This window comes from Thalassotalea agariperforans (genome assembly GCF_053470345.1).
The window spans coordinates 48,273-74,332 of sequence record NZ_JBQMWH010000012.1 but is presented as its reverse complement, the minus strand read 5'-3'; the positions used below and the strand labels follow the sequence as shown (position 1 = coordinate 74,332).

The window sequence follows — 26,060 nt, the reverse complement described above, 5'->3', positions numbered from 1 at the left end:
ATTAGAAATCTAAACGTTCAACAATTTTATTCGCGACAACTTTTGCACTTTGATCATCAGTTTGCACAATAACATCTGCAATCTCTTCATAAAGAGGATTACGCTGTACTGCTAAATTTTCAAGCACTGTACGTGGTTCTTCAGACGTTTGTAGTAATGGACGTCGACGATCACGCTGCGTACGAGCAACTTGCTTGTCGATAGTTGTTTCTAAATAAACAACAATACCACGAGCTGATAGTCGGTTACGCACTAAATCACTGATCACTGATCCGCCACCAGTTGCAAGAACAATACCTTGCAATTGACTCAAATCATCAATAACGGTTTCTTCACGTTTTCGAAAGCCTTCTTCGCCTTCCAAGTCAAAAACCCAAGCGATATCAGCACCGGTACGGCGTTCGATCTCTTGATCTGAATCGTAGAATTCTAGATGCAGCTTATCTGCCAATTCTCTGCCAATGGTACTTTTGCCAGCACCCATTGGACCAACAAGGAAAATATTACGTTTTTCTGCCATTAGATTATTTAAAAACTCAGTTAACAAATTGATTTAAAATGGAGAGGGAACTCCCTCGTGATTTTCAAGGGCGCAATTATCGCAATTGTTGGGGGTAATTTGCAAGTAAGTGTTTATAAAAGTGTACACTTACTTGCAAAATTTGTTAGAAACGCTCGGTAACTATGCGTGGAGTAACGAAAATCAATAATTCTTTTTTCTCGTTAAAGTTATTAGAATTTCTAAATAACCAACCAAAATACGGAATATCACCTAATACTGGCACTTTTGACACCGTACTTACAATTTGCTGCTGATAAATACCGCCTAACACGATTGTTTCACCATTATTGACTAACACTTGGGTGCCGATACGCTGAGTATCGATAGCCGGTGCCGAGCCATTTTGAATTGAAGACACCGTATCTTGTGTTACAACTAAGTCTAAAATGATACGATCATCCGGTGTAATATGTGGTGTTACCGTTAGGCTTAGCACCGCTTTTTTAAACTGAGTTGCCGTTGCACCACTTGATGCGGCTTCTTGATAAGGAATTTCAACACCTTGTTCAATATAGGCTTCTTTTTGGTTGGCTGTGGTTATACGCGGGCTAGCAATAATTTCGCCTTTGTTTTCTTTTTCCATCGCACTTAATTCAAGATCAAGAATAGTACCATCAGCTAAACGTGCTACTTGAAAAGCAATACTACCCGCAGGTGTTGATGATGGTAAATTTACATTTAAGCGATCGCTCAAATCAGGCACAAGTCCAGCTCCTGCTACATCAGCCCCTTGTAATGTTCCTGAAGTAGCACTGTCGCCACTTATATCGGTTACACCCCAACGTATACCTAACTCTTCATTGATATTATCTTTTACCGTTACCATTCTAGATTCAATGACAACTTGGCGAACAGGAACATCTAATACCGACACCATACGCTTAATATCTTCAATACTTTTTGCGGTATCTCTAATTAATAAGGTATTGGTTCGTTCATCAACACTGACACTACCACGTTCTGATAAAATGCTGGTATCTTCGTTTTTAATTAAATTAGCAAACTCTAGTGCTTTCGCGTAGTTAATTTGCACGTATTCAGAATAAAGTGGTGCTAATTCTTCAACTTGTTGTTTTGCTTGTAATTCACGCGCTTCACGGGCCGCTAATTCATCACTTGGTGCAACCATTAAGATATTGCCATCCATGCGCTTATCAAGACCTTTAACTTTCAAAATAATATCTAAGGCTTGATCCCAAGGCACGCCATCTAAACGTAAAGTAATATTACCCGATACAGTATCGCTGGTGACTAAGTTAAAGCCATTATAATCAGCAATAATCTGTAATACGGTTCTAACTGAAATATCTTGGAAATTTAATGAAATAGCACGACCAGAAAAGTCATCAGCATCTTCTAGGTAACCAGGAGTTTCCGCCTTTTTACTAACAGAAAGCGTAAAGACATTATTTAATTGCTGATGTTCAAATTCATATTCGCCATCAATATCAACAACCAACCTTGCATTTCTACCATCTTTAAAAGTTTCAATACCTTGAACCAAAGTGCCAAAATCGGTGACATCTAATTTATATAATAAATCTTCAATTATCGCGGTGTTATGAAATTCAACAAATAGCTGCCCTAAACGATCACGAACATCAACAGCCACCATACTATCAGCTAGATTAATAATTAATTGTGCTTCATCATCTTTATTCTTTCTAAAATCAATCGATTCTATGTTATTAATAAAATCACCACCAACAGGGGTAATTTTAGTAACCGCTGTATTGGCAACACCTTTATTCAAGACAATAGAAAAAGTATTATCAACTTGGCTGACATCAAAAACAGATAAAGCATCTAAATGAATAGCGGCAACAACATTACCTGCTGTTTTATTAATTTCAACAGAGTTAACACCAGCGTGTGCTATTTCCGTGAAAGCAAGGTTTTCGTCAAAACTGTCGGCAGCAAAAGTAATATTAATTTGCGCAGGTTCAATAGATGTTTTAACAATCGGCTGAATTGAAATATTTTCAGATAAACTAAACACCAACTCAATTTCATCATTTTGAATAGTGTTATATTTTACACTGGTAACCGATGCCGCAAACGATTGTGACGCAAAGAAACAAAGCGACATCAAGAAAATATTTTTCATTATGGCGAAGACATTCATTTTTTTCTTTATTGTTAATATCAACATTAGTTCCTTTGCCCCTCTGCAGACGAATCCATTATACTAACCACAGATTCTCGCTCAACCCAACAACCAGCACCATCAGGCACTAATTCTAAAACTTTAATTAAATCGCTATTCACTTCGGTAATTTTTCCATTATACATACCTAAATAACTTCCTACGGTAACTTGATGTATAGTACTGTCTGAAGCTTCAATTAACGCCCAAACTACACCTAATTCACCCAGTGTGCCACGCATCGATAAACTATCTAAAGCGTATTTTTCAAGTGGCTGCTTTCTCCGTCGAGGATCTGGGCTTAAACACCCAGCCATTTGTTGCATACGCTCTTGTATTGCTTCAGGTTTTGGTAACACAAACGGGCTGCGTTCATTGCTCGCCGAATACGCTATATGATTAAACTCAGGCACTTCTGGCATAGGCGCAATGTAACTTGTTGCCGAAGATTGTACCTCAGTGATGTATTCTTTGATATCAGAAGTATCGCTAAAACAACCAGATAACATTAATATAGGTAATAAAGCTAATTTTTTCATTCTGCTTTAGTCTCCCGATATCGATAAGTTTTTGCTTGTAATTTTAATCGTAATTTACTGGAGTCATTAATTTTTGAGATGTCAAAATCGTGTAAAGTAACAATCCGAGGTAAACCGGCTATTTTACTGACAAATTCACCAAACTCATGATAATGACCAATCACCTCAATATCGATAGGTAATTCTATATAAATTTCACGGGTAATTTCTGGCTGCCAATTTAAAGTGACAAAATCTAAACCGCTTGTTGTGCCAACAAACGTAATATCGTCAAGTAAACCTGGCGTTTCATGGCTTTCAGGTAAGCTTTTTAATTGATTAGCAAACAATGCCTCGGCATCTGCCATTTGCTGCTTAAATAATTCCAAATTAGCAGCAACGTGATATTTAGTTCGATACGCTTCTTTTAACGTTTGTTCTTCCTTAACAGCATTATCTAGCATGGTAATACGATCACTAATAAACATCATATAACCAACAACTAAAACAATAACAGCGAGAAAAATAGCCAAGATAATTTTAGCCGCTTTCGGCCATTGACCAATATTTTCTAACTCTAAATTATCAAATTGAGACAGATCAATATCCATTATTTGCCTCCTTGAACGCTAGCTTGGGCTTTTTCAATATCGTTGACTAAGCCTTTAATTCTCACACGCATATTGAAGTCACTTAATAACCGACTCTTAGTATTTTTACTGCTAATAGTACTCAATTGTGCATCAGCTAATAAGTTAGAACTTTCAATCTCACGTATCATATTTGCAAGGTGATTGTTCGATTCACTCTTGCCGACTAATTCAAGCATATTACCTTGTTTATCTAAACTAGTTAAATATATGCCATTAGGTACAATTTTAGTAATTTCATCAAGAACTTGTGTACCAACATTTCGGCTACGCTGTAACTGTTCAACCACTGAAATACGACTTTCTAGCTCAGATTTTTTCTCATTAAGCCCTTTAATTTCAGCAATTTTAACATCTAATAATTGTATTTCATTTTTTAAATATTGATTTTTGCTATTTTGGCCATCAACGCGCATTTGATAAAACTGACCAACTAATAATGCTATCGCTATCGCTGAAGTTGCGACCGCGCCAAGAATCATAAAATATTCTTTTTGCTTCGCTTTTTGTGCTTCTTCACGCCATGGAAGTAAATTTATATATGCCATGAAGTAAAACTCCTTAATGCCAATCCTGCTGCAACGGCAAGCTGTGGTGCAGACTTCCTAAGTTCTTCGGGGTTGACCTTATCAGCAATTGCCATGGCACTAAACGGGTTAATTACTACCGTATGAATACCCAGTTCATCACGTAATAAGCTTTCTAACCCTTCAACCATGGCACTACCACCAGATAGCGCCAAATAATCAATTTTATCTTTACCGCTGGTGGTTAAAAACATCTGAATGGCACGGCGAATTTGCTGTACTAAGATAGTATGAAATGGTGCAAGTACTTCAAAAGTATAATTGGGAGGTAAATCATTGGTAATTTTAGCTTCTTCTGCTTCATCAAAGGTTTTGTTGTAATAAGAAACAATCGACCTTGTGTATTGTTCACCACCAAAAAGTTGATCTCGACTATAAATGTGTTTACCTGCGTCAGTGACAGAAAAGAGTGTCATGGCAGCACCGATATCAATCATTGCAACCACTTTATCAACCGCATCATCGGGTAATAAAGGTAAGCATAAATCATAAGCTCGACTTATCGCATATGACTCAACATCAATAACTTTGGCTTTAAAGCCACCACTTTCTAATGCCGAAACACGAGCAGTAATAGATTCAGTACGCGCAGCACTCAATAAAACATTAACTTTACTCGGATCTGATTCATTCACTCCTAAGGTTTCAAAATCAAGGCTGACTTCATCAAGTGGGAAAGGAATTAGGCTATCAGCTTCAATTTCAATTTGGTTGGCTAAATCATCTTCGGTTAAATTAACATCCATATAAATTATTTTAGTGATCACCGTTTGACCTGACACCGCAGAAGCACACATTTTGACAGGGTCGGCTAGTTTATTACGGATTTTTGCAACAATATTACCAACCGCTTCAATATCCTGAATTTCTCGATCGATAACAGCCCCTCTAGGCATAGCCTCTATCGCAAAATCTTCCAGAACATAACCGTCATCTGTTTGGCCTAACAATACAGCTTTAACTGCATGCGATCCGATATCTATGCCCACCATTTTGGCAGTTTTCTTTTTCCATAGGCTGCTTAACATAACGTCCTACTAACTATTTTTGTTATAATTTAATACACCATTGTGCAATAAATACATTTATTACACGCTTTTACACGATATACTAGTCATTATTACCACTTTTTTTAACTATTGTAGAGCCTTACTTGTGTTTTCACTAAAAAAATTGATCAAATTTTTCATTATTTCCTTATTTTTTGGTCTTATAGCGATTGCCGGAGTCTATATTTACCTCAAAGATGAGCTACCCAGCGTAGAATCTTTAAAAGACATAAAATGGCAAACGCCAATGCAAATTTTTAGCAAAGACGGCCAATTAATTTCCCAATTTGGCGAAAAAAAACGTATTCCCCTAACCTTAGATGACATGCCAGAACAATTGATTAATGCTCTATTAGCAACTGAAGATGATCGTTTTTACTTACATTTTGGCGTTGATCCTATCGGTATGGGACGCGCTATTTTAGGTAAATTAATGGGGCAAAATAAAGGTGGTGCATCAACAATAACCATGCAGGTTGCACGAAATTTCTTTTTAACACGGGAAGTTACCGCCATTCGAAAAATTCGAGAAATTTTTCTATCTTTCCACATTGAAAGTTTATTAAGCAAAGATGAAATTCTTGAACTTTACATGAATAAAATAGAATTAGGTCATCGTGCCTTTGGTTACGGAGCCGCAGCCCAAGTTTATTACGGTAAAGATGTTAAAGAATTAACCTTAGCGCAAATAGCGGTTTTGGCAGGCTTACCAAAAGCGCCTTCTACATTAAACCCGATTAGTTCACCAGAACGAGCGTTAGGGCGACGTTCTGTTGTATTAAAGCGCATGTTAGTAAGTGGTTACATTACTTTAAGTGAATATGAACAAGCGAATAATGAACCTATCACCGCTCAAAAACATGGTGCCGAAATAGAATTAACCGCGCCTTATGTCGCGGAAATGGCGCATCAAGAAATGCTCTCTCGCTATGGTAAAGAAGAAGCTTATAGCGCAGGCTTTAAAGTATTCACCACCATAAGCTCACAATTACAAACAGCCGCGCAGCAAGCCGTTGTGACAAATTTGCATAATTATGACCAACGCCATGGTTTTAGAGGTCCCATTTTATCGCTTCGCGCTGAGCAATCGACAGTTGAAGAAAATCCACAAAGTACTCAACCGCCAATTACTTTTGATGAAATTAGTCAAACACTAGCAGATATCCAAAGTTATCAAGCTTTAATTCCTGCCGTGGTGACTTTAGTCGAAGAAACATCTGTTGAAGTAACCTTTGAAGATCAAACCACTAAAACTATTTTATGGCCGGGTCTTGCTTGGGCACGTGAATATATTCATGACAATAAACAAGGGCTACCTCCCAAAACAGCCGGAGATATTTTAGCTTATGGTGATGTTGTCTATGTTAAGCAACAAAGTGATGGTAATTATGCCTTAAGCCAATTACCTGACGTCAGCAGTGCATTAGTAGCATTATCACCAGACAACGGCGCCATAGAAGCAGCGGTAGGTGGCTTTAGTTTTCAACAAAGCCAATTTAACCGAGTAACCCAAGCCAAACGCCAAGTAGGCTCAAATATTAAACCTTTTATTTACTCTGCAGCATTAGATAACGGCTTTACTCTAGCGAGTTTGGTCAATGATGCGCCAATCAATAAATGGGATAACAGTTCAGGTACCGTTTGGCGTCCGAAAAACTCACCTCCAGTATACGATGGCCCTATTCGTGTACGTTTAGCCTTAGCACAATCAAAAAACGTAATTGCGGTAAGACTATTACGCGCGGTTGGCTTAAGTAATATTATTGATCACTTATCACTATTTGGCTTTAACCCTAGTGAATTGCCTAATAATGAATCTTTAGCGTTAGGTTCAGCCTCGCTAACCCCCATCGAAGTTGCAACGGGTTTTGCCACCTTTGCCAACGGTGGTTTTTTAATTAAGCCCTATTTAATTGAACGCATTGAAGACTCGTTTGGTAATGTTATTTTCCAAGCCGAGCCAGCGATTGCATGTGATGATGATTGCCCAACAACGATAAATAAGCAAAACGAAGATCCCAACCTAGTGACCTTAGATGCAGCTCCAAAAACAGTCAAAAAAGCAGAGCGAATGATCAGTGCGCAGAATGCATTTTTAGTAACCCAAGCATTAAATAGCGCTATTTGGGGTGCCGATTGGTCAACCGCACCGCATTGGCAAGGAACAGGTTATCGAGCAAGAAAATTAGGCCGTCGTGATATAGCAGGAAAAACGGGAACCACCAACGAAGCAAAAGATGCTTGGTTCTCTGGTTTCAGTCGACGCTTAGTAGCCACCAGTTGGATTGGCTTCGATGATCATACTCGTAACTTAGGGCAAACTGCATACAACGCTAATTTAGGTCGTAACCAAATTACCGGTAAAGAATTTGGTGCCAAATCAGCACAACCGGCATGGATTGACTTCATGGCAAATGCTTTAGAAACATTACCCGTGGAGCCATTTAAGCAGCCCGAAAATATTTTATCCGTTCGCATAGATAAAGCTTCTGGCAAGCTCACTAATAAAACTGATAAAAGCAGCACGTTTGAATACTTTATGCTAGGTAGCGAGCCCGTTGATTATATTACAACGGATACAAGTGAAGGTATTCTCGATGGTTCCGCAGTTCAGCAAGTAGAAGAGCTATTCTAAAATAGCGTGCACCAAACACAGGCACTGAAAAAGCGCACCACAATGGTGCGCTTTTTGTTTTTATCCGGTCTTACCTGCTCTTTAGGCAAGTAAAACACGCCAGCAAAATTCACCACAAACAAAACCATAACACCATGTTTTAAAAGAATTTAATTGACATTTTATGACCTATTAGCAAGCAATTTTTACAGCTGGCATGTTATATGAACCTATAAATCTACGTAATCAACTATTCTAATAGATGTATTTACTGGTTCGGAGAGACAATGCTGACAGAATTCATCACTAAACATAAATTGCCAAACGAATTTATTAACAAAGCTAAATATTGTTTCATGCCGCTTGCTGAGAAAATATTAGCCAAAAAAAATAACCAAACAAGTCCATTATTTGTTGGTATCAATGGCTGCCAAGGCTCGGGGAAATCAACACTGACCGACTTTTTAACTGAATATTTATCAAGTCAACACAGCTTAACTGTGGTCAACATCTCCCTTGATGATTTTTACCTCAGTAAAGCGCAAAGAGCCAACTTAGCACAAACTATTCACCCATTATTAGCAACTCGCGGGGTGCCTGGTAGTCACGACATCGACTTATTAGCCAAAACCTTAACGTCACTTAAAAAAGCACAACCTAATATCCGGTTATCAAGGTTCAATAAAGCCACCGATGATTTATACCCTAACGATGAATGGTTAGCTGCACCGAACAATGTTGACATTGTTTTATTAGAAGGCTGGTGTTGGGGCGTCGTCGCACAAGCCGCTGAAAAACTGTTAACCCCGGTTAATAATTTTGAAAAAGAACAAGACAGCGATGCGGCTTGGCGCACTTATGTCAATCAGCAATTAGTGCAAAATTATCAACCACTTTATTCATTAATGAACTGCTGGTTAATGTTAAAAGCGCCCAGCTTTAACTGTGTTGAAAACTGGCGCTGGCAACAAGAAGAAAAACTTGCCAAAACCAGCCAAGGCGCAGGTGTGATGAGCAAAGCACAAGTACACAATTTTATTCAATATTACCAACGATTAACCGAAGAATGTTTAACCACTTTACCCGAGCAATGTGACTGGGTTTTGGAGTTAGATGAAAATAGACAAATTCAAAAAGTACTCGATAAGGAAGCGAACATGGCAAAGTTACCAATAATATTTACCGACTTGGACGGCACATTATTAGATCATTTTGATTACAGTTTTAGCAAAGCTGAAAGTGTTATTGATGAGTTAAAAAAACGTCAAATACCGATCATTCCAAACACCAGTAAAACCTTTGCTGAAATGGTTAATATTCAAACCTCATTAGCGCTAGATTCTCCTTTTATTATTGAAAATGGCGCCGCTGTTTATATTCCCGTTGGTTATTTTAAAGACCAACCTGATGGCACTATAAGACAAGGTAATTATTGGGTTAAAGAATTTTGCCCACCACGTTCGCATTGGTTATCGTTATTAGAGAGTGTTAGCGAGCAATACGGTGATTTATTTCAAGGGTTTTCAAAGTTATCCCTTGATGAACTATGTAACCTAACCGGGTTATCGCCAGAAAGTGCCGAGTTTGCCTTAGATAGAAAATATACCGAGCCATTATTATGGCATGGCGATAATTGCAACAAAGACGAATTTATTGCCCATATGGAGTCTTTAGGTGCTCATATGCTTCAAGGCGGACGCTTTTTACATGTTGGAGGCCACAGTGATAAAGGCCTTGCATTAACATGGCTTGCCAATGTTTTTTCCAAACAACTCAAGGTTACAGTACAAACGATTGCACTTGGTGATAGCCATAATGATAACGAAATGTTAGAAATTGCCGATATTGCTATGCAAATCAAATCACCTATTCATCCGTTTCCTATGCTCAATAAAACAAATAATTGTTTTCGTAGCACCGAGTTTGGCCCGAAAGGCTGGGCAGAATGTTTATCAAACTTTTTCTTTTTACAGCAACAACCTCTACAAATAGGAGCGTGTTAATATGGCTGATTTTTATCAAAATGGTATCGTAACCACGTTACATAACTTAACCGATCGCTCAAATGAAGAACTCGAAAAAGAGCTTATTAAGTTTTCAAAAACTCGCCCAATGGGGCTAATTTTACCATCATTATTTTCTGAGCTCGAAGGTGATGCTCTGCCTGACATCGTCAATAAATTAACTGAAGTGCCTTATTTAAATGAAATTGTTATCGGCTTAGATAGAGCAAATGAAGAGCAATACCGCCATGCCCTTAAGTTTTTCAAAAAATTACCACAACACCACCGTATTCTATGGAATGACGGTCCACGTTTAAAAGCACTCGATGCAAAATTAGAAAAACTTGGTTTAGCGCCAAAAGAAATGGGTAAAGGTCGCAATGTTTGGTACTGCATGGGCTACACATTGGCCTCAGGTAGAACCGAATCTGTAGCCTTACATGATTGCGATATTGTCACTTACGAAAAAGATTTATTGGCGCGATTAATTTACCCCGTTGCTAACCCACAGTTTAACTATGAATTTAGCAAAGGTTTTTACACCCGAATTGCTAATGGTAAAATCAATGGTCGTGTTTCACGATTGTTAGTAACGCCTTTAATTAAAGCGTTAAAACGGATTGTTGGTTACAACGAGTATTTAGAATACATGGACAGCTTCCGTTATCCACTAGCCGGTGAATTTTCATTTCGCCGCGACGTATTAACCGATTTACGCATTCCAAGTGATTGGGGCTTAGAAATTGGTGTACTCAGTGAAATGCAACGAAATTACGCCAATAACCGCATTTGCCAAGTTGATATTGCCGATATTTACGATCACAAACATCAAGACCTCTCGCTTGATAATGAAGAAGCCGGTTTGTCAAAAATGTCGATTGATATCACCAAAGCCTTCTTCAGAAAACTAGCAACCCAAGGCGAAACATTTAGCACTGAAGCTTTTCGTTCTTTAAAAGCAACCTATTATCGTATTGCTTTAGATTATGTTGAAACGTATCACAATGATGCCATGATGAATGGCTTAACCACGGATATTCATTTAGAAGAAAAAGCCGTTGAAATGTTTGCTCAAAATATTGTGACTGCTGGCCAGCGCTTTTTAGACAATCCAATGGAAACGCCATTTATGCCAACATGGAGCCGTGTGGTCAGTGCCATGCCAGATATTCTAGAACAGCTCAAAGAAGCAGTTGAACTAGATAACGCCGAGTTTAGCGAAAAATATAGTGACTAGAGGTTAACAATGACAGTAGTGATAGACGCACTCAAGCAGAAAGTTGAACAACAACTCAACACCATTTATCAAGATATTGAACTTAATATTGAGCTAAAAGATTTAGCTCAACGTTTAATTAACCTGATGAATATTCCTGATAATTGTGCCGCCGTACAACCTTTTGATAATCACTGGTCCGAACAAGATATCATTATGATCACTTATGGTGATAGTGTTATGCAAGCAGGTGAGCGGCCATTAACAACGTTAGCCAAGTTTATGGACAGCTATTTAGATTGTGTTAATTCGGTGCATATTTTACCGTTTTTTCCTTACAGTTCAGATGATGGTTTTGCGGTGATCGACTATTCTAGCGTCAATGAATCTTTAGGGAACTGGCAAGATATTAGCGTGATTGCGCAAAAGAAGCGCTTGATGTCTGATCTGGTCATTAATCACTGTTCAAGCCGTAGTTTGTGGTTTGAAAACTTCATTAAAGGCGAAGGACAAGGCTGTGATTATTTTTTTACTGCCGACCCCAATGCCGACCTATCTGATGTAGTTAGACCTAGAACATCACCATTGTTACGAGAAACAGAAACAGCCAATGGCACCCAGCATGTTTGGTGTACTTTTAGCCATGATCAAGTCGATTTTGACTTTAGAAATCCTGAAGTATTAACAGAATTTGTAAAAATTATTCGCCAATATTTAGATGCGGGTGTTAATATTTTTCGCTTGGATGCCGTTGCCTTTTTATGGAAAATTGTTGGTAGCCCTTCAATTAATTTACCACAAACCCATGAAGTTATTCGGTTATTAAGAACACTCATTGAACACGCCCAACAAGATGCCGTGATCATTACCGAAACCAATATTCCTAATACCCAAAACTTAACCTATTTTGGTAATGCTAACGAAGCTCATTGTATTTATAACTTTTCGTTACCGCCCTTACTGATCAACACCTTGATCACAGGTAACTGTTTATATTTAAAACGCTGGTTAATGAGCATGCCGCCAGCACAAGACGGTACTACCTATTTTAATTTTATAGCTTCACACGACGGCGTTGGCTTAAGACCCGCTGAAGGTTTATTGGAAGATACAGAATTAACCACTTTAGTTGAAACCATGCAAAAATTCGGAGGTAAAATATCTTGGCGCACCACCGAAACCGGTGAGCAAAAAGCTTATGAAATGAATATTGCATTATTTGATGCGCTACAAGGAACAACCGCCGGTGCTGATCAATGGAATATGCAGCGTTTTATCTGTGCCCATGAAATTATGTTAGCGTTAGAAGGTATTCCTGGCATTTACATTCATAGTTTATTGGGAACACAAAATGATTATGAAAAGCTTAAAAATACGCACCACAACCGCTCGATTAATCGTCATCGCTGGGATTATGCAAGCTTGCAAGCACAGCTTGCTGAGCCAACCACAACACATCATCAGGTGCTCAAAAAACTGACGAAGTTAATTGAAATTCGCACAGCCCAACCAGCATTTCATCCAAATGCAACCCAATTTACTTTACATTTGGGTTTACAATTGTTTGGTTTTTGGCGACAAAGTATTAATCGTAAACAAAGTATTTTTTGTATCAGTAATATTACCGATCAAATCATGGAATTACCGATCAGTGAATTAAATTTAATTATTACGGAATCTTGGGTTGATTTAATTTCAGGAGATGAAATTACCGATTTAACCCAAGCCATCCAGCTACAACCATATCAAACCGTTTGGCTGAGTAACCGAGCCTAAAGCTAGGTCTAAAAGCAGCTAAAACTCAAAAGCCGTAGCATTATTCATTAGGGTCTGTTTATCTTTGTTTAATAATTCAGCTGAGAGATAAAATCGCTTTAATCAAGGCTGAAATTATGTCGTTTAGTCATCTAAACCAATAATTTTTAACGCCGAGTAAAGCGATTTTAGCCTCAGCCCACAGGGCAATGGCTATTTTTTGCGCTAGCTGCATTAGAATGTCACTCATTTGGAATAACCAAACAACGTTCATTCTGCTTTGCTATCACTTAAAATAGCCTATTGCTGAAAATACAAACAAAAATCAACAGACCCTAACAATGCTACGGCTTAATAATTGGTGATAATTAAAACACGCACAAATTACCAGGCAATTTCATTACCTTGTTCATCAAAAAAGCCACCACTTTGCGCCAATGTTAAATTAGCAATGGTATTAATTAATAATGGTACCGCTTGCTCAACACTCATAGGTGCATCTTCGCCGCCCATATCAGTACTCACCCAACCTGGACTTACTGCACAAACAGTAATTTTTTGTGATTCAAACTTTTTGGCTACCCGACGAGTTAACATATTCACAGCTGATTTACTCATGCTATAAGCATCAAAAGGCCCTAACGGGTTAATGCAATTATCGATGGAAGAAAGCCCCGAAGTTAACTGAATTACTTGGCTATTTTCATTAAAATGATATTCCAACGCCTGAATGAATAAAGCCGGTGCGACAGCATTAATTTGATAAGACTTAACAAAAGCCGCTTGGGTCCAACAACCAAACGATTGATCAAGAGACACGCCAGCATTGTTAATAAACAAGTCAATATGTTTGCATAAAGTCATTATTTTTTTAGCTGCTCGAATAATCGATATTTCATCTTCAAGCTCAACATTTACTTCATATAAGTTCTGTTTGAGCTGTTCACTTAAACCCGCTAAAAACTCTGTACTTAAACCTTTTCTTGTCAGTGCTATAACACACCAGCCATTTTTTAAATAATTTTCAGTAAAGCCAAGCCCAAGACCACGATTTGCACCAGTTATAACAACAGTTTTCATTCACGTTCCTTAATAACTCATTATCAAAAGCTGCCATTATCGCTTTATCATCACGCTAGCAGCTTCAGTAAAATAATATATACCCAGTGTTAAGTGGATTATCGGCGATCATTTTACCATCATTAATCATCATTTTTACACTGACTTTTAATCTCACCAAATGATCTAATACTTTTCTGTTCCAATGAAGCAAAATAGTCACGCTTTTGTCACATCACCTAACTCGAGATAACAACGACTTTTCTAGCAGTTGTTATTATTACTACAATAAATTTGCTTATAAAATGCTCTATAGATGAGGAAGGTAGTGGGACGTTTGAATCAAAGCCGAGACTCGCTATTAGCACTCAAATATGCCTTGATCATGCCAACGCTTATTGGCACAAGGTTAACCGGCAAGAAAAAGTATGGTTATGCCTATGCTATAGGGCTAAGGGGTTATTTGTTAGGTTTAATACTCTCTGTGAGTTACGACCGCCCATGGGGGCAAGTATTGCTTTGTGTTTAGCCACCCTCGCTGCTATCACGGCATTTTTTATCAAAGCAACGGGTAAAGTAAAAACTTAATAGTAATAGCGGTAAACTAGCGTACCGCTATTACTTTATTGATACTAAGATAAACTAAATTCGAGTTAAATAATCGTTATTTAAAGGTAAAAACATCAATATCGGCTTTTAAATCAATACCATTTTGACTCAATGTTTGAGTGGCCGTTAAGGTATATGAACCTTGCTCAGACATTACTTCAGAATCATCTTTAATAGCATGAATACGTTCATTAATTTCATCGGCAACATTAGTTTGTTCTTCCGTTGCTACGGCTATTTGCGTTGCCATATCAGTAATTTCATCTAATTCATTTTTAATCGTATTAAATGCCTCGCTACTGCTTTGAACTTTTTCTAAAGCGCTAGAACCATACTCTTGCAAATTATGCATTCTTTTTGATGCATTAGCCGCACCACTGATCAGCGTTTCAATTTGCGCTTCTATCTCTTCGGTGGAGTCCTGAGTTCTTTTCGATAAACTTCGAACTTCATCTGCAACCACAGCAAAACCTCGTCCCATTTCACCGGCTCTTGCGGCTTCAATAGCAGCATTAAGCGCAAGTAGATTCGTTTGTTCAGAAATAGCCTTGATCACTTGTAAAATATGACTAATTTGTGCCGCTTCATTATTTAAATTAGCAACCAATTTGCTCGTATCTCCAAGATCCGTAAACAGCTCGTTCATCGCAACTTGGCTGCTTTGTGCATTATCAGCACTGGATATAGCGAGATCATTAACCCGTTTAACCGTGTCAGAAGTTGTTGTCGACATTTTTGAAACTTCATAAATAGTTGACGTCATTTCATTAATTGCCACCGAAATACTATCCGTCGCCACTTTTTGATTGTCGATCAACTGCATCGATTTCGACATTGAGGATGCAACATTATCGGTTGTAGAATCCATCGATATAATGCGAGTTTTTACTTTAGATAAGGTTTTTTCAAAAGCCGCAATTAGCGTATTAAATGCATTACCAACTTGGCTTAATTCATTCTGACCTTCAATTCTACTGCGTAGCGTCATATCTTTAGTTTCAGCTAACAAGGTTAAATCTTTTATTAGCTGCTTAAGTGGCGCATTGATACTCATAATTATTTGATATGACGTTAACGTTATAATCACGAGCAGAATGATTATAAAAATGATGGTGCTATAAACCACATTTTCTGCATTATCGATTAAAGTATTTTTAGTTTGCTCAACTTCAGCAAGCACATTATTTATCACTAAAGCATAACCGTCAGTAATCCCTTTTCCTTTGGCAAGCCAATCATCCTTATCTATTTCAATAGGCTTTTGAACACGATCATTGACTGTTTTTCGAATAGCCAAATATTGTTTTTGAGCAAATTTATAATCCGACTGTCCTTTTAAATGTTGATTAAAATAATCAACAACATGTTTGGGGGAGAAACTAATAAAATTTCTTAAATAAGTCTCTTCTAACATGTCATTTTTTCTTATTTCAGCAAACGTATTAATCGTCAGAGTACCGGCAATTCCTCGGTAAACATTACCTATTTGAGATGAGGTTATATCTTGGGCGTAAACTAAATTTTGATAAGCATGAACCAATAATGAAAGCCGTTCATTACTGCTCGCTAATAAAACAACTTGTTTGGTGCTATCAATTAAAGTGGCAACATAATTATTAAGAGAATTTATTGTCCAGAATTTACTCCCTTTGGGATCATCTGGGTCTGGAGCATTTTTATGTCGTTTATCTGCTAAAGCGCGTGTAAAGCTAAGCTTGTCTAAAGTTAATTTAATATTAGTAATATCTTTCGCTAACGTTGGAAATTGATTAATTTTTTCAGTTTGAGAGATAAAGGCATAAAACCCCTCTAGAGAGTGATCAACAGCTGTTCGGCTATCAAGCATTGCTTGTTTAAACTCTAATCCCGTTTGATGCTTAACCGAGCCTGGGCCTAAATACATTTTAGTGTACTCGCGCTCGACTTGTAACGACGAAATTAACGGCGATATTTTACCTATGTATTGTTGTAAAACTTCAAGTTTTTCAATTTTTTCTAAAGCGTTGCTGGCATTATTATATTTTTCTACTGCCAATATTAATGTCGCGAACAGTGGAATTAACACCAATAAAATAATGCGCGTTTTAATTGTTATATGATTAATAATTTTCACTTAAACTCTTTGTTAACTCATGAAGACTCCATAGTTCAAATCTAATCACACAAGATTATTTTTGGCAAGTAATGTTTGATAATGACTTAACTGAGATTTGATTTGAATTTTTATTATAATTAGGCGAGCCCTGCCCCCTATCAATTATTAAATGGTTGATAAGTGTTATTGTCATGATCACCCCGTTGTTGCAGCTTTATTTGGCATAACCAAATAACTCAGGTCACAGGCTCTAGTCAGCAAGGAGATTAATGTTGCGCACAGGTATTTTTTTTACTTGATCTAATTTAATGCTGTAAGCGTTTCTGCCCATGCCAAAAAATTCTTCATCGGTAAAAATAATGGTGTTGTTGTCAGCAAAGGTTACCGACTCTTTTTGAGTGACAATACCAAGATCAATTTGATAAGCCGCACCAGAGAAAAAGTCATCGGCATGCCAATTTTCAAACAACCATAACCGCTCTGAATCAAGTAGTACTAACTTAGTTCTATCCGGGCTTAATGCTGCTGATGTGATCCAACAAAGTTCTTTGAGTGAGGTACAGGTAGTAAATGAGTCGACATATTCCGCCTGATAATTAGCGGCATGATCTCCAATGCGATAGAGCATGGTTTTACCATTAAAAGGTCTTGAACGATTTTTAGAAAACAAATACAACTTATTATTAAAATAAACAAAGGCTTCTAGGTCATAATGCTGATTATCAGTACTGTTTGAGTCAATTACATCAGGATTAGTAAACTTGATGATTTCTGCGCTGGTTTTATCTGTTTTTATATCGATAGGGTTTTCAATTTTATAAATAGTTAGCCATTTTCGGTCGTTGTCATTATTACCAAAATCACCAATAAAAAAATGCCCAAAGTCGTCTTGGGTCATATCTTCCCAATCAAGGTTTTTGGCATTAGTGATTTCAATTGAACGAGTAACTGCACCACTTTTTGAAATTTGATGAATAAAAGCACCGTTACCCCCATCATTAATGCCCCATAATCGATTTTTTTTGTCGTATTCAATACCAGAAATTTCAGTTAGCTTGGCATCAATAGTGAAGATTTTTTTTTGCTGTAATTTCCATATTTGTGGACCTATCGCACAAGAGATAATCAAAAACAGCAAAAATAATAACGAAAAAAAGACCTTTTTATCTAACATAACCCGCGGCAATAATTCATAAAATTAAAGCCGCGAGTATACCTTAACTATTATTTATTAAAACTACTATCCGGTGTGCCACGGTAACAAGCTAAAACATAAGGATAAGTTTCAGTGACGTAATAACCATAAACACCGTTTACTGTCATTCCATTACATTCGTCTAAGTCACCTACCCCTTCAACATATTCGTAGTCGTCACGATATTCACCATTATAAGTCCCACCCGGATCGGAGGCAGAGGTTGGTCTTGCTCCTGATTTTAATTGATAACTCGATTGTACTTTGCGAATGGTGCCATTATCGTCGATAAATGAACCAAAAATAGGAAAGCCATCCGCCGCAAAACCAATCACCGGAGAAGCAACGGTACCACTATCATCAAATAAAGCTTTTGGCGTACCGTGATAATGATAAGTACCATCCGGTTGGGCATGGGCATTATGGCTATCAACTCTAAAACCATTTTGTAAGTACATAGGATCATAACGCCAAGCTTGGCTGTCATCATTACAACCTACCTTGCCATTACCAATACCGTAACAACCAGCTGCTAATAGGTCGACTTTGACACCATTTAATAAAATGGCGTTATCTACCCGTAAACTTAACGCTGTTGTAGTGCTAGCTTTAGTTGGTGAAACCGTCACTTCAAACTGAACATCTTGTGCGCTCACATCATTAGGAAAAGCATCACCACCATCGTTAAAGTCATGGTTTGGGATCACGTTAGTCGAAAAAACACATTTATCACCAACCACAGTGATAACTAAATCGCCCATAAAAACTTTGCTGTTGTGAACGTCATTAACGGTAGATGTATAGCTTTCAACATAATCGGCACAATTGCCGCTATTGTTACTTAAAATGGCATTGGTAATATCAACTGGTGATTGTGTCGATTGACCGGTAATAGTATTGGCGAAGGCTGATAAAGTATTAACGGTCGATGACAAGGTACTGTCATTGGTTGGTAATAGGTTATCAGCTTCCAAAAAATCACCCGATAGATCATACAACTCTTGGCTACCATCAGAAAACTCAATCAGTTTGTGAGTCGCAGAGCGTACCGCCCAGCCCGTGACATTAATGGATTCAAATTCAGTATAGTTATAACTTGAATGACTACTTTGATCGTCAGACAATAAATCTGCAAAACTGTGGCTGTCATAAATAGCGCTATCATCAATGCCCGCTAATTCCGCTATAGTGGCGTAGATATCAGTAGCCGTAACTAATGCGGTTTCTCGGACATTTTGGCGACTAACTCCTTTACCTGAAACGATTAGCGGTACGGCAACACCACCTTGATATAAGCTGCCTTTAGAGTGGCTGTTGATATAACCATCAATAACCGCTTTAGGTGTACCATTATCACCAAGATAAAGCACAATGGTATTAGCACGGGTAGTATCATCTAATGAATTTAACAGGCGCGCAATTTCATTGTCCATTGCTTCAATCGCCGCTAAATAGTAGTCGCGCTTATTATTAGTAATATCACTGGCAGTACCGGTTAAATCTCGGTCATGTAAACTTTCTGGCGGTAAATGAAATGGCGAATGTGGTGCAGAATAAGCCACCCAAGCAAACCAAGGGTTTTCCTGCTCGGCTAGCCAGTCAATCGCCAGATCGGTAATTTTAGTGGTGTGATAAGTGGTTGTATTTTGTGTTTGACCATTTACCGTTAGCTGCCAATCATAATAATCATCAATATTACTTAAGTTGCCCGCATAATAATCAACTCCAACCGTATTAGGATGGCTAACATCCGGATTACCGCCACCTAAATGCCATTTACCAAAAACGGCCGATTGATAACTGGCTGTCTCAGTATTATTAGCCAAATATTGCTGTAATATTTCATGATCAGCCGATAAAGTTGCTGGCACATAATTAACACCACTGTTAATGCCATATTTACCGGTAATAATAGTACCTCGAGTGGTAGTACAGGCGGGTGTCGCCCAAGCATTATCAAAAACGATACCGGTTTGTGCTAACGAGTTCAGCGTTGGTGTATTGGGTAAATCGTTACTAACACTATATTGTGCTGAAGCATCTAAACCTTGATCGTCTGAAATAATTAATAAAATGTTTGGCTGACTTTCTGGCGTTGGCGTTGGCGTTGGCGTTGGCGTTGGCGTTGGCGTTGGCGTTGGCGTTGGCGTTGGCGTTGGCGTTGGCGTTGGCGTTGGCGTTGGCGTTGGCGTTGGCGTTGGCGTTGGCGTAACAATGGTGCCATCGCCTGCGCCGTTGTCAACACCTGAATTATTGGTCGCACTACTCCCTGAGCCACCGCAAGCGACAATGGTAAGCGACAATAAAACCGTACTACTTAAATATGTTTTTCTCATAAATCACCTAATAAATTCTGTCGATACATGACCTATTTATGACTATGGTCATGTTCATGGTCATGCTGATGTTTTTTTGCTTTAGCTGGTACCGCAATAAGAACCGCTTTCATTAATTTACAGCTCGCCTCAATGGTGTCACCTTTAGGGCTGATAAAAGAAACTAAGTCCCCCTCGGCTTTATTTTCGCAAGCGACAAATGCTTCTTTCGGTGGCTTATGTTGATGTAACTTTTCCGCTAACACGGGTGTCGACATTAGTACGCTAAGTATTAACAGACGATAAACGTTGTTTTTATTCTTCATGATGCAAACTCTCAATACAGTGACAATATACCTCACAGCTTAACAACTAAATGTGCAGGAAATATGCAAACTTTATGGAACTAACCAACGAATAACTTGCCAATATTTAACCAAAACGTATGTTCGCCAGCAACTTTCTAAAAACTAAAAAAACAACGGCACTCGTGACAAGTGACTGAGTTAAGCAGGCACGGTATAATCGCTTTTTGTTGAAAAATTGGTGGTTATCTTGGCGTTATTACAGCATCTTCAATCGGCACTTTATGTTTCGGCTCCTTTATTACTTATTTTATTAGCCGGTGTGTTTTTTAAACGAATAAATATCATCAACGCCCAATTTGTCGAAACTGGCAATAAATTAATTTTTAAAGTATCTCTGCCTTGTTTATTATTTTTAAGTGTCGCTAGCCGCTCCGCTGAACAAGCAATTGATGTTGCGCTGATAAGTTTTGCCGTTATTGCTACCATCGCCAGTGTCGTCTTAGTATGGTGGTTATCACCCTTATTTGTTGAACAATCGAAACGAGGCGTTTTTACCCAGTGTGCCTTTCGCGGCAATATGGGCATCATTGGCTTAGCTTTATGTATTAACGCCTTTGGTGAAAATATTTTAGCGCTTGCGGCAATTTATCTGGCTGCATTAACTATCACTTATAATGTTTTATCGGTTTTATTATTAAGTAAAACACGCCAAGGCATCTTTAAACAATTAGCCAAAAATCCGTTAATTATTGCTATATTACTTGGCTTATTATTTTCAAATTTAGCGATACCATTACCCAAAATTTTTACTATTTCTTTAGGTTATTTAGCACAATTAACGCTACCGTTAGCCTTGGTTTGTATCGGTGCTAGCCTTGAATGGCAAAGTTTAAAAGCAAACCATAAAGAAAGCTTAATAGCGACAGCCTTCAAACTGGTAATTTTACCGATAAGTACTGTTGGTATTGCGATATTATTTGGCTTAAGAGGGGATGCTTTAGGAGTGTTATTTTTAATGATGGCAACACCAACAGCAGCGGCCGCTTATGTAATGAGCAAACAAATGACCAAACACGGCCAATTGGCCGCCGAAATAATCACCTTATCAACCCTACTTTGCCCATTTACGGTGACCTTAGGCTTAATACTTCTCAACAGCTTAGCACTAATTTAATGGTAAAAACCTAGGCTAGCTAAATAATCTAAACTCATGATATTTCATATTATTAGCTAATTTTTTATTCCGAGTCCAAAATATAAATATGCAAATAATATGAAAGCTTAGTTAGCAATAAGACTTTTACTGTAAAAGTAGGTATAAACCAATAATAGCCGTTGTCTTTACAGCCTTGTTTAGCTGAAGCGAGTAACTTATTCGACCATGAAAATATTTACGAAACTATTAATAACCTTAGTTATTATGACGACAATATTATTCGCAAGCCTCTACACGTTATTACGATGGAGCTTTGACGAAGGCATGCTGAATTATATCAACCAGCGGGAAATACGTGGATTAACCTTATTAGCGGATAATTTAATCCAAGTACAACAAGAAATTGGTGATCTTGAACAATTGCAACAAAAACCGTACTGGTGGCATGAAACCTTAAAAGCCTCAATGTTAGGGCAAGCACTTGATAAAGAAGCGATCAACCAAATAAAAAACAACATACAAGGTCGAAAAAAAGCAGCAAAAACGCCCCGCTTTCATCAAGACAGTCCTCCGATAAATAGGCATCGTTTAAGTGAAAATAAAACCAACAACATCCACGAAAGAAAACGTCCACCTAGGGAGCGGCTACCAGAAAAGCACACTTTGGCAACCAGACGACTCGAAAATCCATTATTTGATCCTAAAAGAACACCTTCTTTATTAAATACCAACAAAAAACCGATTATTGGCCGCCATAAAGCGGAGTTTACCTTATTAGCAATTAACGGCCCGCAAGGGGTTATCGGTTATTTAGCCTTACCGCCGGCACAAAGTTTAACCAGTTCTTTTGATTTAGCATTTTCACAAAGCCAGCAAAAAACTTGGTTAATTATTTTATTCGCCGTATTTAGCATTACCTTTTTAGTGAGCGTGTTACTGTCTCGTTATTTAGTAAAAAACATTCAAACATTAGCCAAAGCTACGCATCAATTAAATAATGGCAACTTTAATGTTCAATTATTACCACATGGAAAAGATGAGCTTGCGACCCTTGCTCGAAACTTTAATGACCTTGCACAAACCTTAAGCCAAAACGAAATTTCACGAAAAGCTTGGTTGGCCGATATTTCACATGAACTTAGAACACCTTTAGCCATTGTGAAAGGTGAAATTGAAGCTTTGCAAGATGGTATTAGGCCTGTCACACCTGATAGCCTTCAGTCGCTCGCCGATGAAATTAATCACTTACAAAAATTAATTGCTGATTTAAATCAACTAAGTAATGCTGACATTGGCGCACTAAGTTATCAAAAAGAGCAACATAACATTATTGCATTGCTGCAACTTAACCTACAGCGCCATGAACAAGCCATCGCTGCACAAGGTTTAACATTATCAAGCCAATTTTCGCACGAAAAAATCTTAGTTTGGACTGATAGCACGCGGTTGCATCAACTGTTTGATAACATATTAACCAATAGTCTAAAGTATACTGATAGCCCTGGCACAATCGCGATCGCCGTAACAAAAGAGAAAAAGAATGTGATACTCACTTTTGAAGATTCATCTCCGTGTGTACCGGATGATGCAATGGATAAATTATTTGACCATCTCTTTAGGGTTGAAAGTTCACGTAATCGCCAAACGGGCGGCTCAGGTTTAGGCTTAGCCTTATGTAAAAAAATTGTCACCGCTCATCAAGGGAGTATTTCAACTTATGCTAGCCCTTTGGGTGGTTTAGGGCTCAAAATAATACTTCCTAAAATATAAAACCTAACAAGGAAAGTGATGAAAAAAATATTAGTAGTAGAAGACGAAGTTAAGCTTGCTGAGCTGCTAAAAGATTATTTAGTACAAGCTGATTTTAGCCCTTGGCTGATCCACAATGGTAGTGAAGTTGTTGAGCAAGTTAAACAAAACCTGCCTGATTTAATCTTATTAGATCTGATGTTGCCAGGTAAAGATGGCTTAACTATCTGCAAAGAAATTCGTGCCTTTTCAAATGTTCCTATCATCATCATAACAGCAAAAGTAGAAGAAATTGATCGGCTTTTAGGGCTGGAACTTGGAGCTGACGACTATATTTGCAAACCATTTTCCCCACGCGAGGTCATCGCCCGAATAAAAACCGTTTTACGACGCAGCCAGCCGGAACAATTATTAGCAAGCAAGACCCATTTTTTATTAAATGAAGCCACTTACCAGCTCACTTACAACAATAAAACCGTATCGTTAACCGCCATTGAATTTAATATTCTCAAAGTATTAACCAAAGAGCCGGGCAGAATTTTCTCACGGAGCCAGCTTATTGCTCACATTTATCATGATCACCGCGTAGTCAGTGAACGCACCGTTGATAGCCATATAAAAAAATTACGTAAAAAGTTACATAACGACTTACCTGATACAGAATTGATCCAGTCAGTGTACAGTGTCGGTTATAAGTTTGTTTTATAGTGTTAACTAGTCAGATGATTATAGATGGATTGTTGCAACTTCTTCAGCGGTCAACTCACGATAATCTCCCGCCTTTAAATTATTATCTAATGTCAGTTGACCTATAGCTGAACGATGTAATGCCACCACCGGATTTTGAAAGCGACCAAACATTCGTTTTACCTGATGGTACTTACCTTCCGTTAATATAACCTCGGCTTGATAATCCGAGATTATCGTTAACTTGGCCGGTTTAGTGATTATATCTTCCGTGCTGAAATACATTCCTTCAGCAAAAGCCGCAATATAATCGTCATTCAATTTATTTGCTAAGGTCACTTGATAACGCTTTTCAACCTGATGTTCTGGTAATGAAAGTTTTTTCGACCATCGGCTGTCATTCGTTAACAACATCAAACCCGAAGTATTTAAGTCTAAACGACCAGCATAATGTAACTGGTCACGATCAGAGCGAGTCAGCAAGTCAATAACCGTTGGGTATTCTTCTATTTGGGTGGGATCTTTTTTCCGTAAGCGTTCGTTAACATTCCCTCCTTTGGTCGAACTCACCACACCAACCGGTTTATGTAACATCAAGTACACTGGTTGATTATTTTGTAGGCTTTGCTCATCTAACACAATCTGTGAAAATTTATGTACCACCTGATCAACATTCTGCGCTAACTCACCATCAATTTTAATGCGCTTTTGCGCCACCAATAATTTTACCGCTTTACGATTATAGTCCGTATGTTTACTAATAAACTTGTCTAAACGTTGATGGCTAATGGTCATAAGAAAATATAAATACTCAGTAAAAAAATTGAAGCCGCTATTATCCATGCTTTGCTTAACAATTGAAATTATCATAACCAATGACACCAGCATTTACATTTAATCACACTTTATCAATTAACTTTTTAGTATATTGAGTTAGGCTTAAGTTAAGTAAACGACCTGAGCTCAGGTTAAATATTAGGATGATATCTGTTATGAAAAAATTAACACCTTGGTATGCTTGGTTACTAACACTATTATTTGTTAGCAATATTAGCTTTGCCGATCAGCAACAAATTCCACAAATTCATGTTATCGGTAACGCTACAACTAAAGTCACACCCGACTTAATTAATTGGTCAATTCAAGTGAATAATCAAGGAGTGCAACTTAACGATGTCGCTAAACAGCATCAAAATATTGTCGGCAACGCTCTCAATTTAATCAAACAATTTGCCATTAATGAGCAAAGCTTACAAACCACTAATATGACCTTTGGTGAAAGAACTAAATACCAGCAAAACAATCGTGTTCATGATGGTTATTTTGCTAACACCCAAATTTCATTTAGCCTATTAAATACTGACCAATATCAAAGCCTGTGGATGAAATTATCGGCAATTCCCGAAGTTTCTATTTCATCAGTTACCTATGATTCGTCTAAAAAAGAGCAATTACAAGCTTCAACCCGATTAGCCGCTTTGCAAAACGCCAAACAAAAAGCCAGCGCAATGGCCGCTGAGTTAAACTCAAGCCTTGGTGAACCAATCACTATTGCGGAAATGGGCACGAATAATGGTGCTCACCCACCTATGTTAGCAAGTGCCAAGTTTAGTACTGAAATGGCCGATAATTCATCAAGTTTAGAAACCGGACAATTAACTATTACCATGCAAGTATCGGTTAGTTTTATGTTGCATTCTCAGGTGAATTTCCAACATTCAGCATCAGAAAAATAAACAGGTTAGAAAGGTTGTTAATTAAGGAAGTATTTAGAAAAGAGAAAGAGA

22 protein-coding genes are annotated in these 26,060 nt (G+C 37.9%); 9 read left to right on the top strand and 13 right to left on the bottom strand.

Annotated features, from left to right (window positions below; genetic code table 11):
• Nucleotide 1 precedes the first annotated feature (1 nt).
• From aroK to pilM, 6 genes are all read right to left on the bottom strand, one after another.
• Complete coding sequence (aroK, locus tag ACSLUO_RS14250) at nt 2-520, bottom strand: shikimate kinase AroK (RefSeq protein WP_448249433.1); 519 nt, start codon at nt 518-520, stop codon at nt 2-4.
• A gap of 145 nt (nt 521-665) precedes the next feature.
• Nucleotides 666-2,714: a type IV pilus secretin PilQ gene (locus ACSLUO_RS14245; RefSeq protein ID WP_448249432.1), complete on the bottom strand. Its 2,049-nt coding sequence runs from the start codon at nt 2,712-2,714 to the stop codon at nt 666-668.
• Complete coding sequence (locus ACSLUO_RS14240; protein ID WP_448249431.1) at nt 2,714-3,247, bottom strand: pilus assembly protein PilP; 534 nt, start codon at nt 3,245-3,247, stop codon at nt 2,714-2,716. Before ACSLUO_RS14240 ends, ACSLUO_RS14245 begins: the two co-directional genes overlap by 1 nt.
• Nucleotides 3,244-3,837 (bottom strand): type IV pilus inner membrane component PilO, encoded by a 594-nt coding sequence (gene pilO, locus ACSLUO_RS14235; RefSeq protein ID WP_448249429.1) that lies wholly within the window; start codon nt 3,835-3,837, stop codon nt 3,244-3,246. The genes ACSLUO_RS14240 and pilO overlap by 4 nt, the downstream gene beginning before the upstream one ends.
• Nucleotides 3,837-4,424, bottom strand: coding sequence for a PilN domain-containing protein (locus tag ACSLUO_RS14230; protein ID WP_448249428.1), 588 nt, complete (start codon nt 4,422-4,424; stop codon nt 3,837-3,839). The genes pilO and ACSLUO_RS14230 overlap by 1 nt, the downstream gene beginning before the upstream one ends.
• Entirely contained in the window at nt 4,412-5,491 is a 1,080-nt protein-coding gene (gene pilM / locus ACSLUO_RS14225; protein WP_448249426.1) for a pilus assembly protein PilM, read from the bottom strand. The genes ACSLUO_RS14230 and pilM overlap by 13 nt, the downstream gene beginning before the upstream one ends.
• 127 nt (nt 5,492-5,618) lie before the next feature.
• Between pilM and ACSLUO_RS14220 the strand changes: the two genes are divergently transcribed.
• From ACSLUO_RS14220 to ACSLUO_RS14205, 4 genes are all read left to right on the top strand, one after another.
• Nucleotides 5,619-8,147, top strand: coding sequence for a penicillin-binding protein 1A (locus ACSLUO_RS14220; protein WP_448249424.1), 2,529 nt, complete (start codon nt 5,619-5,621; stop codon nt 8,145-8,147).
• Nucleotides 8,148-8,413: 266 nt separating this feature from the next.
• Nucleotides 8,414-10,129, top strand: a complete 1,716-nt coding sequence (locus tag ACSLUO_RS14215; RefSeq protein ID WP_448249422.1) for an HAD-IIB family hydrolase — start codon at nt 8,414-8,416, stop codon at nt 10,127-10,129.
• 1 nt (nt 10,130) lies between these two features.
• Entirely contained in the window at nt 10,131-11,366 is a 1,236-nt protein-coding gene (locus ACSLUO_RS14210; RefSeq protein ID WP_448249420.1) for a glycosyltransferase family protein, read from the top strand.
• A gap of 9 nt (nt 11,367-11,375) precedes the next feature.
• Nucleotides 11,376-13,121 (top strand): sugar phosphorylase, encoded by a 1,746-nt coding sequence (locus tag ACSLUO_RS14205; RefSeq protein ID WP_448249419.1) that lies wholly within the window; start codon nt 11,376-11,378, stop codon nt 13,119-13,121.
• A gap of 127 nt (nt 13,122-13,248) precedes the next feature.
• On the opposite strand, the gene ACSLUO_RS14200 is transcribed toward ACSLUO_RS14205, so the two are convergent.
• Together ACSLUO_RS14200 and ACSLUO_RS14195 are read right to left on the bottom strand one after the other, a co-directional pair.
• Nucleotides 13,249-13,374, bottom strand: coding sequence for a hypothetical protein (locus ACSLUO_RS14200; protein WP_448249418.1), 126 nt, complete (start codon nt 13,372-13,374; stop codon nt 13,249-13,251).
• A 110-nt stretch (nt 13,375-13,484) separates the two neighbouring features.
• Nucleotides 13,485-14,180: an SDR family NAD(P)-dependent oxidoreductase gene (locus ACSLUO_RS14195; protein WP_448249416.1), complete on the bottom strand. Its 696-nt coding sequence runs from the start codon at nt 14,178-14,180 to the stop codon at nt 13,485-13,487.
• Between the two features lie 307 nt (nt 14,181-14,487).
• Between ACSLUO_RS14195 and ACSLUO_RS14190 the strand changes: the two genes are divergently transcribed.
• Nucleotides 14,488-14,688: a hypothetical protein gene (locus ACSLUO_RS14190; RefSeq protein WP_448249415.1), complete on the top strand. Its 201-nt coding sequence runs from the start codon at nt 14,488-14,490 to the stop codon at nt 14,686-14,688.
• A 135-nt stretch (nt 14,689-14,823) separates the two neighbouring features.
• On the opposite strand, the gene ACSLUO_RS14185 is transcribed toward ACSLUO_RS14190, so the two are convergent.
• The 4 genes from ACSLUO_RS14185 to ACSLUO_RS14170 form a co-directional block, all read right to left on the bottom strand.
• Entirely contained in the window at nt 14,824-16,881 is a 2,058-nt protein-coding gene (locus tag ACSLUO_RS14185) for a methyl-accepting chemotaxis protein (RefSeq protein ID WP_448249413.1), read from the bottom strand.
• Nucleotides 16,882-17,113: 232 nt separating this feature from the next.
• Nucleotides 17,114-18,037, bottom strand: a complete 924-nt coding sequence (locus ACSLUO_RS14180) for an SdiA-regulated/phytase-like domain-containing protein (RefSeq protein WP_448249412.1) — start codon at nt 18,035-18,037, stop codon at nt 17,114-17,116.
• 50 nt (nt 18,038-18,087) lie between these two features.
• Nucleotides 18,088-20,394 carry a YHYH protein gene (locus ACSLUO_RS14175; protein WP_448249411.1) on the bottom strand — a complete coding sequence of 769 codons (2,307 nt, stop codon included), beginning with the start codon at nt 20,392-20,394 and terminating at the stop codon, nt 18,088-18,090.
• A 32-nt stretch (nt 20,395-20,426) separates the two neighbouring features.
• Complete coding sequence (locus ACSLUO_RS14170) at nt 20,427-20,699, bottom strand: hypothetical protein (RefSeq protein ID WP_448249410.1); 273 nt, start codon at nt 20,697-20,699, stop codon at nt 20,427-20,429.
• Nucleotides 20,700-20,928: 229 nt separating this feature from the next.
• On the opposite strand from ACSLUO_RS14170, the gene ACSLUO_RS14165 reads away from it, so the two are divergent.
• The 3 genes from ACSLUO_RS14165 to ACSLUO_RS14155 all read left to right on the top strand — a co-directional run bounded on the left by ACSLUO_RS14165 (nt 20,929) and on the right by ACSLUO_RS14155 (nt 24,294).
• A complete protein-coding gene (locus tag ACSLUO_RS14165) occupies nt 20,929-21,855 on the top strand; it encodes an AEC family transporter (protein ID WP_448249408.1) in 927 nt (308 codons plus the stop codon).
• 207 nt (nt 21,856-22,062) lie between these two features.
• Nucleotides 22,063-23,607 (top strand): ATP-binding protein, encoded by a 1,545-nt coding sequence (locus ACSLUO_RS14160; RefSeq protein ID WP_448249407.1) that lies wholly within the window; start codon nt 22,063-22,065, stop codon nt 23,605-23,607.
• An 18-nt stretch (nt 23,608-23,625) separates the two neighbouring features.
• The gene (locus tag ACSLUO_RS14155; RefSeq protein ID WP_448249406.1) at nt 23,626-24,294 is read left to right on the top strand and encodes a response regulator; all 669 of its coding nucleotides are present in this window, start codon (nt 23,626-23,628) and stop codon (nt 24,292-24,294) included.
• A gap of 18 nt (nt 24,295-24,312) precedes the next feature.
• On the opposite strand, the gene ACSLUO_RS14150 is transcribed toward ACSLUO_RS14155, so the two are convergent.
• The gene (locus ACSLUO_RS14150; protein WP_448249506.1) at nt 24,313-25,068 is read right to left on the bottom strand and encodes a pseudouridine synthase; all 756 of its coding nucleotides are present in this window, start codon (nt 25,066-25,068) and stop codon (nt 24,313-24,315) included.
• 197 nt (nt 25,069-25,265) lie between these two features.
• On the opposite strand from ACSLUO_RS14150, the gene ACSLUO_RS14145 reads away from it, so the two are divergent.
• On the top strand, nt 25,266-26,009 hold the full coding sequence (locus tag ACSLUO_RS14145) for an SIMPL domain-containing protein (RefSeq protein WP_448249405.1): 744 nt from the start codon (nt 25,266-25,268) through the stop codon (nt 26,007-26,009).
• Nucleotides 26,010-26,060: the final 51 nt, after the last annotated feature.